Genomic DNA, 12,897 nt, shown 5'->3' with positions numbered 1-12,897 from the left:
ATTATCCCTCGATTTCCTGTATATACTTCACAAAACGTGCAATGGTCCAGATTCTGTCCCGTCTGTCTTTCGGATAAGATACAATATATGGTTCCGGAACTACTAATACTACATTTTCAGCCTGCATCTCATCCATCTGTGCTCCTGAGATTCCCTGTTGTAACGTACAAAGATATTTGGGTGAATCTTTTAATCTGTTCGCCTCATTCAAGACCTGTCTCCAACGATCTTTACATGTAGTTTTAGCTGCAAGCGTTACTAGTTTCTGAATATCAAAACTGCTGTTATGGTATGCCTCTCCTGAAGGAAATATAAAATCTGGTTTCTTGTTTCCTTCTGTCACCGTCTGAGCTGAATACTGAATGGCATTTCCATCAAATATCGCAGCAAGATGATGTTCAAGACTTTTTCCTGCTCTGCTCTTTCTTCTGTTCAAGACCATATTTGCAACTTTTACAAATTCATCCACATCTGAAAATCCCTTAGTTATAATGTCTCCATATCTTGCATACTCCAGAGCACGAAACAGCGTATACTCCATATTAGTCCAGTCAATTATTTTCCTGTCCGGATTTGTCTGTATATATTCAATATGATCATAAGCTCTGTCCTGTATATATCTTGCAGTAGCTGACATTTCTTCTGACGTTGGAAAATCCACCTCAAGATTTGCTATAAATTCCTGAATTGCTATTTGTTCCTGTGTTTCTGCCCGGACATTTTCAACATTTATCAAACTGTTTGTTTCTGTCGGACTGATGCCAAACGCATTAAGAAATTCCTCAATTTCCTCTTCTGTATCCAAGAAATATCCACTGTAGTTTTCTTCTGCCTGTTTTGTAAAAACAAACAACGAACCTGTCTGATTTATATGCAGGAACGGAAATCCTCGTCCAAATCTTGTTATTCTAAGTTCGTTTTTACTTGCATAATAAGTAAAACAGCTTTCCGTTTCAAAATCATTCTGCCATTTTATTTTTACAGTCCTTTTAGGTATTCCCTCCTGTTCAAGCTGTTCTCTGGAGAACAACATTTCCATCGCAGTTTTTGAAATCAGGATTCCCGACTGATGAGCACCGGTCGCACCTGTATCATTTGCCGAAAGAAATTTGCAAAAGCTTTTTTCACTGTTTAACACTGATGTTATCGCAATTTCCGCATAGCCTGCTGACATTTAAATCACCTTCCTCTGTATATCCTGTTCTTTCTCATTATCCATTGTTTCAATGTTGTTAACTATCAGTTTTGCAACTTCTCCCATTAATGGAACGACTACAGAATTTCCAAATTGCTTATATGCCTGTGTATCCGAAACAGGAATCTTAAATGTATCCGGGAATCCCTGCAATCTTGCACATTCTCTCGGAGTCAACCTTCTCGGATTCTTTCCTTCCTGTGCAATAAGCACTTCCGATCCATCTTTGTAATACCTGGCACTCAATGTCCGGGACACTCCATCCAAAGGGGCTATTCCATATCCAAATCCATTACCGGCTGCCCGATGCTTTGCTGCGTAATTCTGCAGATATGTCCACAATTTATCAGACAATGTGTATTTATCTGCAACTTCTTCATCAAGAATATCTCTCATAACGGGTTTTGGAACACGTGGTGTAAGATTAAACTCAAAATCAATTTTATCTCCATAGCGTTCTCTGTCAAATCCTACAATTAATATTCTCTCTCTGTGCTGAGGAACATAATTCTGTCCATCCAGAACTTTATAGAAAATTTCATAGTCCAACTCTTCCAGTGACTCTCTGATTACCTGAAAAGTTCTTCCTTTATCATGGCTGCATAAATTTTTAACATTTTCAAGCATAAATGCTTTTGGTCTTTTTTCTTTCAATATCCTGCAGACATCAAAAAACAATGTGCCCTGTGTTTTATCCTCAAATCCAGTAGCTCTTCCCATACTGTTTTTCTTTGATACCCCGGCTATTGAAAAAGGCTGACACGGAAATCCGGCAACCAGAATGTCATGATCCGGAATATCTGCAGCATTAACTTTTGTAATATCCCCTTCCGGCTGTTCTCCAAAATTTGCAAAATAGGTCTGCTGACTGTATTTGTTCCATTCACTTGAATAAACACATTGACCGCCGGCCCGGTCAAATGCAATACGCATACCACCAATCCCGGCAAAAAGATCAATAAATGTAAATTTTTTCTCTTTTCCTGTATTCTTCTTCTTTTTTACATCACTCATATAATATGCTACTGCTTCTCTGACACAGTCCTGCATACTCAGTTCATTCTTTTCTGAATAAGAATTCAATTCATTATATAACTCATCGTCTACTCTTATATGTACCTGTCTCATTCTCATCACTCCTGGGAATATATTTATACCTGTTTTTTCCCTATTATACTCTAATGCAATTTAAAAAGCAAGCGAAAATACGAACATACTTTCGTTTGCTTTTTTCCTTTTATTGGTTATCCACTACTATGAATATATAATTTTCATGACACTTTCTTCTGCAATATTCTTAATATTATTCATCCTCCTCACCCATTCCACCTGATCCTGCATCTTCAGTTCTTCTGTCACTCCCCACTGTTCAACCATCTGCTCCATCAGTATCTCGACTTTTTCTCTTGCTTCCTTATCAACCTGATTTAAATGCTCCGTCAGTTTCCCGGTCAGTACCAGATACTGATACCTTGCACTCCGGTGTTCTTTCAGAAACTGCTTTCGCATCATTCCATATTTTCCATATGCAGGTTCTTCCTCATTGATTTCCAGATCCGGCAGATAATAATCTCCATGCAGTGTGTAGCTCAGTCCGTTCTTTTCATCATAAATCTGTTTCTTCATATTCTTACAACTCCATTCCTCTGTATTTCGTTTTATTCTTCTTTATCTGTGCATTGTGTTCTTCACTTCGTTCTCTTGCCCATTGTATGCGGTCGCCTATTTTTTTCGGCATTTGTTCTTTCTGTTCTTTCTGTTTTTTCGCTTCAAGTTCCGCCTGCATCCGGATATCGTCCTGCACCAGTCGTTCTACCATATCTTTCCCCAACATGCGTAAAAGTCGGTTATATCTGTCTGCAATTCCCTGCAGTATTTCTTTCTCACCTGACAATTTCTGATAATCTTTCTGAACTTCTGCCAGTTCACTTTTTGTATCTTCGTACTCCTTCTTTTTCTCCTGAAACTTACTTTTCCAGTTATCTCTTTCTCTGGTGAGTTCTTTCACCTGTGCAGCCATTGCACCGATTTTATTTTTCATTTCAATAAACAATGGTTTGATTTTCTTCTCCCGATAAGTTACCGCACGTTCCAATGCTGTAGCTTCCGGTAAAAATGTTTTGATCATTCCATATTCTTTTATTTCCTTACTGACATTATCCATCACCGGTTGCAGAAATTCTCTTCTGTCTTCCAGTTTTTTCAATTCTGTTTCTGCTTTCTCAGCACGTCTTTCCGCTGTTTCTTTATCTTTCTGGAACTGAATTTTTTCTTCTTCCAGAAGCTTAATATCTGCCCTTGCGTCCGCAATCTGAGAAGTCAGACCTTCATTCTCTGCTGTCAGATTTTCTTTTTCCTGTTCCAGTTCCTGCACCTCCTTCTTACGCTCTTTCTTTTTGAAATTGTAAACATCCAGATGCTCTTCATGTGTACCTTTCTGCTCCCATTCAATTCCATGTTGCTTTGCGATTTCCGCCAGTACTTCCTTTTCATGGTTTATCCACTGATTCAGTTCTGTATCATGCTTATTTCCGCCTTGAAATCCAAGACTTTTCAATGCCTGTTTCAGTGAGACTCTGGTATCCATTCCTTTTCCCTTCCAGTTGGTCACATAAGGAACAAAGTCAATATGCAGATGCGGAGTAGCTTCGTCCTGATGCAGATAGCAGCCAAATACCCGAAGTGTCGGATTCCGCTTCTGGAAATCTTTTACATATTCATCCAGTACCTTTACAGCCAGATTTCCTTCTGTTGTTCCCACCGCCATATCCTCACGATTACCAATCTGGAATATCACTTCATGGAACAGCTTCTCCTGTTTGCCCTGTCGGATTTTTTCATAATAATTTGCAATTTGCCGATCCTTTCTTTTCCCGATATTGTATCTCTCCACCGCATCGTCAAACAACTCTTTATAAACTTCTTTTAGATTCTCATTCTTATAACAAATGTTCAATTGTACTCTGTCCGGATCTACATTTTCTGCTACAAAATCCCGTCTGTTATGAGCCAGTGAACCGGCTCCGATCATGCCACTGATTGTTCGTTTCATCATAAATTTTCTCACCTCTTTTCTGTTTGAGTGCCAGATATGGCACATAATTTTTATTTACGCCAGACATGGCGATATTTAAGAAACTTTCGCCGGATACGGCGGTTTTGTTACTTTTGTCAAAAGTAACGCAAAAGCACTTTCGACAGCCGTACCGTCCATCAAAAGTCCCCTTGCGCCCTGCAGGGGGCATAACGTCCTTATGGACGTCTGTTCTGCACCGACTGAAACGAATCGTAGACCTGTTTATTCCGATATTCTCGCCTGCACATATTCCAGATTTCCGCAGTAAGGTGTCCCCACCAGATACCATTCTCTTGCCAGATTCATCTCCATTCTGGTCTGTACCCATTCATCATCTACCAGCACTTCCAGTCCTTCTCCACAATGAAATCCTGTATCAATCCATAAGTCTGATGATAATAATCCATATCTTCCATTGCTGCTGTTATATCCTAATCTTCCCTGTTTCATCATTGTCTGCTCCTTTCCAGTTTGTAAACGGAATTTGTAAACGGGGCTCAAAAGATTTTAAAAGTTAACTTTTTAAGTTTTTCCTTCAAGTTCCGTTTACATCGTTTACAATAATCTTTACTCAAACGGTATCTCCAACTGTTCCGGTACTTCCATGAATCCGTCTTTGTCTTTTTTCTCAATACCTTCTATTCGTTTCCATGACCGCTGGATGCCATATTCCTTTCCAAAACGGTGAGTACCGTGTTGTTTCCATCCTTCTATTGCATTATTCATAATATTTGCAATTTCTTTGCTTTCCCATTGTTTCATCTCACCTGTCCGATGCAGTGCATCATCAAACAAAAGCTTTGTACATACATAATCGTCTTCATAGTCATCAAGAAACGCCTGGATAATTCCTGCATTTGTATCTTCCGGCATAAATTCTTTCTGCAGTTTCTTCGCTTCTTCCTCAATCTCTTTTGTAAAACTGAGGTATACATTTCCCTGTTGATAAAGCACCATAGCCTCTGCCCATGCCTGTACAATATAAGCTCTGCTCTCTTCTTCATTGTCTAGAATATGAACTTTTGCTTTTGTTATATCTGTCATAACTGGGGCAAATCTCCTGTTTCCGGTTCTATCCAATGGAAGAAAATTTAGGTCATTCGATGTTCCACAAAATACACACTGTCGTGGTCTGTCCTCTGGATAAACCTCATAAGGAACTTTGTAAGTTTCTTTCTGTCTGCTTAGAAACGATTTTATCTGTTCAATGTTCTTTGCAGTAACAGTTGCTTTCATTTCTCCCATCTCTATAATCCAATGGTTCTGTAATTTCCTATAAATATTTTCATCATCCAGGTGATCCAGATTGTCACTGAACCAATCGTCATTTATTGCCAGATATTTAAAAAATGTAGATTTTCCAGCTCCCTGACTTCCTACCAGGCAAAGCATAATATCATACTTTATTCCTGGTTCATATATCCTGGATATTGCTGCCAGCATATGCATTTTCATCACGCCAGTCGTATAACTGTTCTTTTCAGCTCCAAGAAACCGTGGAAGTAAATTCTCAATACGTGGAACGCCATCCCACATTAGGCTCTCCAGATAATCTCGAATCGGATGATACTTATTTTCATTGGAAACAATATCTACTCCTTTTTTTATTACTCGTTCACTAGTAATCTCATAATTATCTTCCAGATACATCTTTAGATTACTATCGTCCGTATCTGTCACTGTGAGGCTCTCGCTTCTCCGTTCCCAAGGCACCTCTTTCACAATGTCCATTCTTCCGGAAAGTTCATTCCTCTTAATTGCTTTTTTCAGCACTGGATCATTTTGAAGTACCGTTACACAATTTCTGATTGTCTGCTTTGTTCTTCCTTTATCCGTATGCTCCAACATATCATTGACATCTTCTACTGTAAGCATCTCCTCGTTCACAATATCTTCTAATTCCATTAAGGACTTCTCGCTGATATTCGTTAATTCTTTCTTCAATTTTTTCAACCTCCCTTCTCTTCATCTTGAAAAACTCTACAATCTCTTCTCCTGTTCCAAACATCAGCACGTCCAGATAGTCATTTATCTTTCTTTCATTTGCCAATGCCTCCGTAAATAATTCGTGCCACTCTTCTTCTGGTTCTGGTCTGTAAAACTCTTTCCAAAACTGAATCCATTTCAGATATCTGATCAGCACGTCTGTTGCATGTTTCAACCACTGCTCCAGTTTTTCTCTGATCATCACAACTTTAGGTTTCTTTGATATCAAAGTATTCCTGCTTTGGTGCGTCCTTTTGTATTTGTTTCTGTCTTCGATTTTTATATCCAGTCCAAAATCTTCTATCATCTTTTTCGCAGCTTCATACTGTGATATTCCAAATAACCTTGCTGTAAAATCTATCGCATCACCGCCCACTCCACATGCAAAGCAGTGATATATTTTATCTGCCTTCATACTTGGGTGTCTGTCTTTATGAAACGGACAACACGCCATTCCATTTCTTTTTACTTTAATCCCGTAATGCTCCGCAGCCTGTCTGGCTGTCACACATTCTTTTACCTGTTCAAATAATGTCACTTCTACCTCCTGCCCCTCCGGGCAAGTCTCTGATGAACAGATATTCGGGAATTGTTGTATCGTTCAATTCGTGATATACTGAATCTGCCAAGATGATATATCAGTGAATCTGATTATCAGAGAACTTGCTCAGATATTTTGTCTGGGCTTTTTCTTTTTGTCTGTTAGTAGCCATAGTTCCACTCCTTATACGAATCTCCTTGTTGGGATAATGATAATTTCAAATTTGCTTCCATCCTCTAATTCAAGAAGAATCGCATAATCCGAATCTCGATCCGGTAAAATAGAACTTATCTTCAGCTTCTTACTGTAATTGAGCGTATCAAATATTTTTCTGACTACTTTCTTTGTTTTCATGTGTCTTTTCCTCCATATTTAACGTTTGTTGTCCAACATCTCAGCTACCTTTTTTTGCTGTGACGGATACAGGTGACCATAAGTGTTTAATGTCATCTGAATATCTTTGTGCCCCAGTCTTTCCTTGATGATCAGTGGCTCTACACCCTGATAAATCAGATATGCTACATGGCTGTGACGGATATCATGCACTCTGATTGGTTTTACACCGGTCAATGCTTCATATTTCTTGAGCCGTTTCTGCAGTGTTCTCGCCACAATCGGAAATAACCGCTGATTTTCCGGAAATCCATAATGCATCTTCGCATACTCCTGCACCTCTTCTTTAAGAAAATTAGGAATATCAATGGTACGGACTGAATTTTCTGTTTTTGGAGTATCAATCACATCTCTTTTTCTGATCCGGTTATAAGTCTTATTGATATGCAAAAGATTACCACTCATATCAAAGTCTGAAAGACTCAATGCCAGAAGTTCTCCTTCCCTGATTCCTGTCCAGAACAGGATTTCAAATATCAGATAATCCTCACTCTCTGGCTCAATCCCGGCGATAAAGCTGTCATATTCTGCTTTCGTCCAAAATTCCAGCTTATTAGCATCCGATTTCCCCATCTTTTTTACTTTCTTACATGGATTTTCCTTCAGATTGTAAATTTTCTGTGCATGATTAAACAGTGCATTTAACTGATTCTGAATCATACGCTCATAAGTCTTGCTGTAACCTTTTTCCTGAATGGTGTTCTGCCACTGGATAATCTCTGCCGGTGTGATCTCATTCATTTTTCTTGTTCCAAAATACGGAACAATGTGCTTGTTCATCATGTGCTGCTTGTTACGGATTGAATTTTCTTTCAGTTCATTCTTTTTATCTTCAAAATAGACTTGAATAAAACTGTTCATCTCCATTTTCATATCCGCTGCAGTCTTTCTTATGAATTCCTTTTCATAATTCAATGCTTCTTTCTTTGTCTTGAACCCTCTTTTCAGCTTCTGCGTTTTCTTACCTGTCCAGTCAATATAGCGGAAGCTCACATACCAGGTTCCCTGTGTTTTGTCCTTGTAAGCTGACATCTTAAAACCTCCTTCACACTGCTCTCTGAGAGCATCCATAAAATTTTGTTTCCCAGTAGGGACGTGGAATCTTTCCACGAACTGCCACATATCCTTCCTTTGCCAGTTCATCGTTGAGTTGCTTTAGAATAGAATATGCTTTACTGCGTTTCACTCCTAATTCTTCCATGACATCATCAACAGTCATCATATAATTAGTTCTCATAGCGTCCTCCTTTCCAGTCACTTTTGTGACTCTTTTGATGTTTTTTACTATAATTCACTTTTGTGACTTTGTCAATAACCTTTTGCGAATTTTATTTTTATATTCCATTCTACATTATCAGGCTATGTAAAAATCAACCTCTTTCGCATCATTCACTTTTGTGCTAGAATAGAATCACAAATATTATTAAGGAGGCAGCACATTATGGTAGGTAAAAAAATCCGGGCATTCCGGGAATTCAGAGGATACAGTCAGATACAGTTAGCCGAGCTGTCCGGCATTAACGTAGGAACGATCAGAAAATATGAACTGGGAATCCGGAATCCAAAACCGGATCAGTTAGAAAAGATAGCAACTGCACTGGGATTAAATGTAAGTGTTTTTCTGGATTTTAATATTGAAACAGTCGGAGATGTACTCTCTCTGTTGTTTTCTATTGATGATTCAGTGAACCTCTCACTTGCAGAAACACCTGATCAGAAGGTTTCACTGACGTTCGATAATCCTACAATGCAGGACTTTTTCAGGAAATGGTGTCAATTTAAAAATGTCTATGAAAAGGAAAAAGCTGAAATATTAGCTATCGAAAATGAAGATAAAAGACAGGAAGAATTGGATAAGCTGAACGCTACCCAAGAAGAATGGAAACTGCGTGCTATGGGAACTACGATAGGTTGTCATACCATCGTTAAAAAGGGCACTGAAGGTAATGAGATCAAGACATATGATCTGACTTAATCCACAGGCAAATCTCTGATTTGTGGATAAATCCACTTTATCTGTTATCATATTTGCGAAAATTATATATTTTGTTATCATTCTGTTATCACAAACGGTTGTCAGGACACTCTCCCGGCAACCGTTTTTCTATACTGTTCGTTATTCTTTTCCACTCTTTTGTACATTTCCAGGCAACAGAAAAACCCGTAGAACCGAAGTTCTACGGGTATCTTACGTTTGGACACAACGTTATCTTGCGATAACAAATCTATATTCAGATTGTATTACTCGATGATTGTAGCAACACGTCCTGATCCTACAGTACGTCCACCTTCACGGATAGCGAAACGAAGTCCCTGCTCCATAGCTACTGGATGGATCAGTTCGATTGTCATTTCTACGTTATCTCCAGGCATGCACATTTCTACACCTTCTGGCAGATCGCAAACACCTGTTACGTCTGTTGTTCTGAAGTAGAACTGTGGACGATAGTTGTTGAAGAATGGAGTATGACGTCCACCTTCATCTTTTGTCAGTACATAAACCTGAGCTGTGAATTTGTGGTGGCATGTTACTGAACCTGGTTTAACAAGAACCTGTCCTCTTTCGATTTCAGTTCTCTGGATACCACGAAGCAGAGCTCCGATGTTATCTCCAGCCTGAGCCTCATCAAGAAGCTTACGGAACATCTCAACACCTGTTACAACAGTTTTCTTTGTTTCTTCGTGAATACCAACGATTTCAACCTCGTCAGATACATGAAGAACACCACGCTCTACTCTACCAGTAGCAACTGTTCCACGTCCTGTGATAGAGAATACATCCTCTACAGGCATCAGGAATGGCTGGTCTGTTGCACGCTGTGGGTCTGGAATGTAGCTGTCAACAGCATCCATAAGTTCCATGATCTTGTCTCCCCACTCTCCTGAAGGATCTTCAAGAGCTTTAAGAGCTGATCCCTGGATGATCGGTGTGTCATCTCCTGGGAACTCATACTCGTCTAACAGTTCACGAATTTCCATCTCTACTAATTCAAGAAGTTCTTCGTCATCTACCATATCACATTTGTTCATGAATACTACGATGTACGGTACACCTACCTGACGAGAAAGCAGGATATGCTCTCTTGTCTGAGCCATAACACCATCAGTAGCAGCTACAACAAGGATAGCTCCATCCATCTGAGCAGCACCAGTGATCATGTTCTTAACGTAGTCAGCATGTCCTGGGCAGTCAACGTGTGCATAGTGACGTTTCTCTGTCTCATACTCAACGTGAGCTGTAGAAATAGTGATTCCACGCTCTCTCTCTTCTGGAGCCTTATCAATGTTTTCAAAATCTACAGCAGCGTTTCCTGCTACTCTCTGAGAAAGAGTTTTTGTGATAGCAGCTGTAAGAGTTGTTTTACCGTGGTCAACGTGACCGATAGTACCGATATTACAATGCGGTTTTGTTCTTTCAAATTTAGCTTTAGCCATTTTGAATAATCCTCCTTATTATAGTGCCATAAAAGGCAAATTTATAATTTACGTTTGCTCGGCTATCTCTGATTATATTTCATATCAGTAGGTTTTTCAAGCACTTTTCAAGCTTTTTTCAAGCTTTTTAACGATTATTAGTCGTTTTTGCTGGATAATACTTTTTCCTGTACAGACTTCGGAACTGGTTCATATTTCTCGAAGAACATTGAGTAGTTACCACGTCCCTGTGTTCTGGAACGAAGATCTGTAGAATATCCGAACATCTCGGACAACGGAACATATCCATGAACGATCTTACCGCCGCCAAGATCATCCATTCCTTCGATACGTCCACGACGTGAGTTAATGTCACCAATAACGTCACCCATGTACTCTTCCGGCATAGTAACTTCAACCTTCATAATAGGCTCAAGAAGTACCGGAGCTGCCTTCTTCATAGCATCCTTGAATGCTAATGATCCGGCAATGTGGAATGCCATTTCACTTGAATCGACTTCATGGTAAGAACCATCATATACGTTAGCCTTAAGACCAACAACCGGGAATCCTCCAAGGATACCAGACTGCATAGCCTCTTCGATACCTTCACCGATCTTCGGAATGTATTCTTTCGGAATAGCTCCTCCGACTACAGAAGATTCGAATTTGAATGTCTCCTCACCGTTAACATCCATTGGCTCAAATTTAACTTTACAGTGTCCGTACTGTCCACGTCCACCTGACTGTTTAGCATATTTGCTGTCAACGTCAACTGCTTTTGTAAATGCTTCTTTGTAAGCAACCTGTGGAGCACCTACATTAGCCTCTACCTTAAACTCACGCAGAAGTCTGTCTACGATGATTTCCAGGTGAAGCTCACCCATTCCTGCGATGATTGTCTGACCAGTTTCCTGATCTGTATGAGCACGGAATGTCGGGTCTTCTTCAGCAAGTTTTGCTAAAGACTCACCAAGTTTACCCTGAGAAGCTTTTGTCTTAGGCTCGATAGCGAGCTCGATAACCGGCTCTGGGAATTCCATGGACTCCAGAATTACCGGATGCTGCTCGTCACAGATTGTATCACCTGTTGAAGTGAACTTAAATCCGATTGCTGCAGCAATATCTCCAGAATATACTTTTGAAAGTTCTTCTCTCTTATTAGCATGCATCTGCAGGATACGTCCCACACGCTCTTTTTTGTTCTTTGTTGCATTCAGTACATAGGAACCTGCGTTCATTGTACCAGAGTAAACTCTGAAGTATGCCAGTTTACCAACGAATGGGTCTGTCATAATCTTAAATGCAAGTGCTGAGAACGGTTCTTCATCTGAAGAATGTCTTACAACATCATTTCCGTCTTCGTCAACACCCTCGATTGGAGGAATGTCTGTCGGAGCCGGCATGTATTCAAGAATAGCATCCAACAGTTTCTGTACACCTTTGTTTCTGTAAGCAGATCCACAGCATACCGGAACAGCTGTACACTCACATGTAGCTTTTCTTAAAACTTTCTTCATATCTTCGATAGAAGGTTCGTTTCCTTCCAGATATTCCATCATAAGATCATCATCCAGATCACAGATCTTCTCTACTAATTCTGTACGATAAAGTTCTGCATCATCTTTCATATCTTCCGGAATATCTACGATAGAAATGTCATCACCTTTTTCATCATTGTAGATGTAAGCTTTCATTTCCATCAGGTCGATGATTCCCTTGAAATCATCTTCTTTACCGATTGGCAGCTGCAGACAGATAGCATTCTTACCAAGTCTTGTCTTAATCTGCTCTACGGCATTGTAAAAATCTGCACCAAGGATATCCATCTTATTGATGAATGCCATACGTGGTACGTTATATGTGTCAGCCTGACGCCAAACGTTCTCTGACTGCGGCTCAACACCACCCTTTGCGCAGAACACACCTACAGCTCCGTCAAGTACACGAAGTGAACGCTCAACCTCAACTGTAAAGTCAACGTGTCCCGGTGTATCAATGATATTGATACGGTGCTCTAAAGCGCCCGGTTTCGGTTTGCAATTCTCTTCCAATGTCCAGTGACAAGTTGTAGCTGCTGAAGTGATTGTGATACCTCTTTCCTGCTCCTGTTCCATCCAGTCCATGGTAGCAGTTCCTTCATGAGTATCACCAATTTTATAGTTTACACCGGTATAGTAAAGAATACGCTCTGTAAGTGTAGTCTTTCCTGCATCAATATGAGCCATGATACCGATATTTCTGGTTCTCTCTAATGGGTATTCTCTTCCAGCCATTGTAGCCTCCTAAATA

13 protein-coding genes are annotated in these 12,897 nt (G+C 39.8%); 1 reads left to right on the top strand and 12 read right to left on the bottom strand.

The genetic code is table 11. The annotated features are described in order from the left end of the window. Position 1 precedes the first annotated feature (1 nt). From H8S07_RS03320 to H8S07_RS03275, 10 genes are all read right to left on the bottom strand, one after another. Positions 2-1,174 carry a type II restriction endonuclease gene (locus H8S07_RS03320; protein ID WP_118699466.1) on the bottom strand — a complete coding sequence of 391 codons (1,173 nt, stop codon included), beginning with the start codon at positions 1,172-1,174 and terminating at the stop codon, positions 2-4. Continuing rightward, entirely contained in the window at positions 1,175-2,323 is a 1,149-nt protein-coding gene (gene dcm / locus H8S07_RS03315; protein ID WP_118045949.1) for a DNA (cytosine-5-)-methyltransferase, read from the bottom strand. Between the two features lie 126 nt (positions 2,324-2,449). Then, positions 2,450-2,821, bottom strand: coding sequence for a TnpV protein (locus H8S07_RS03310; protein ID WP_118045951.1), 372 nt, complete (start codon positions 2,819-2,821; stop codon positions 2,450-2,452). A gap of 4 nt (positions 2,822-2,825) precedes the next feature. Beyond that, positions 2,826-4,250, bottom strand: a complete 1,425-nt coding sequence (locus H8S07_RS03305; protein ID WP_279221582.1) for a plasmid recombination protein — start codon at positions 4,248-4,250, stop codon at positions 2,826-2,828. Positions 4,251-4,493: 243 nt separating this feature from the next. Continuing rightward, positions 4,494-4,721 carry a DUF5348 domain-containing protein gene (locus tag H8S07_RS03300; protein WP_118699468.1) on the bottom strand — a complete coding sequence of 76 codons (228 nt, stop codon included), beginning with the start codon at positions 4,719-4,721 and terminating at the stop codon, positions 4,494-4,496. 117 nt (positions 4,722-4,838) lie between these two features. Continuing rightward, positions 4,839-6,176, bottom strand: a complete 1,338-nt coding sequence (locus tag H8S07_RS03295) for a virulence-associated E family protein (protein ID WP_118045955.1) — start codon at positions 6,174-6,176, stop codon at positions 4,839-4,841. Then, positions 6,121-6,795, bottom strand: coding sequence for a CHC2 zinc finger domain-containing protein (locus H8S07_RS03290; RefSeq protein WP_118045957.1), 675 nt, complete (start codon positions 6,793-6,795; stop codon positions 6,121-6,123). Before H8S07_RS03290 ends, H8S07_RS03295 begins: the two co-directional genes overlap by 56 nt. A 186-nt stretch (positions 6,796-6,981) precedes the next feature. Next, complete coding sequence (locus H8S07_RS03285; RefSeq protein ID WP_165854697.1) at positions 6,982-7,152, bottom strand: hypothetical protein; 171 nt, start codon at positions 7,150-7,152, stop codon at positions 6,982-6,984. 18 nt (positions 7,153-7,170) lie between these two features. After that, complete coding sequence (locus tag H8S07_RS03280) at positions 7,171-8,223, bottom strand: site-specific integrase (RefSeq protein WP_118045958.1); 1,053 nt, start codon at positions 8,221-8,223, stop codon at positions 7,171-7,173. A 13-nt stretch (positions 8,224-8,236) separates the two neighbouring features. Continuing rightward, positions 8,237-8,428, bottom strand: a complete 192-nt coding sequence (locus tag H8S07_RS03275) for a helix-turn-helix domain-containing protein (RefSeq protein WP_009243123.1) — start codon at positions 8,426-8,428, stop codon at positions 8,237-8,239. A 204-nt stretch (positions 8,429-8,632) separates the two neighbouring features. Between H8S07_RS03275 and H8S07_RS03270 the strand changes: the two genes are divergently transcribed. Next, positions 8,633-9,166, top strand: a complete 534-nt coding sequence (locus tag H8S07_RS03270) for a helix-turn-helix domain-containing protein (protein ID WP_118045960.1) — start codon at positions 8,633-8,635, stop codon at positions 9,164-9,166. A gap of 266 nt (positions 9,167-9,432) precedes the next feature. Here H8S07_RS03270 and tuf read toward each other — a convergent pair whose 3' ends face one another. Together tuf and fusA are read right to left on the bottom strand one after the other, a co-directional pair. After that, positions 9,433-10,626 carry an elongation factor Tu gene (tuf, locus tag H8S07_RS03265; protein WP_118660063.1) on the bottom strand — a complete coding sequence of 398 codons (1,194 nt, stop codon included), beginning with the start codon at positions 10,624-10,626 and terminating at the stop codon, positions 9,433-9,435. Positions 10,627-10,763: 137 nt separating this feature from the next. Beyond that, a complete protein-coding gene (gene fusA, locus H8S07_RS03260) occupies positions 10,764-12,881 on the bottom strand; it encodes an elongation factor G (RefSeq protein WP_117537564.1) in 2,118 nt (705 codons plus the stop codon). Positions 12,882-12,897 lie beyond the last annotated feature (16 nt).

The sequence above is a fragment of the Dorea hominis genome (genome assembly GCF_014287705.1).
GTDB classification, from domain to species: domain Bacteria; phylum Bacillota; class Clostridia; order Lachnospirales; family Lachnospiraceae; genus Dorea_D; species Dorea_D hominis.
This window is presented reverse-complemented; position numbering and strand designations above follow the sequence as displayed.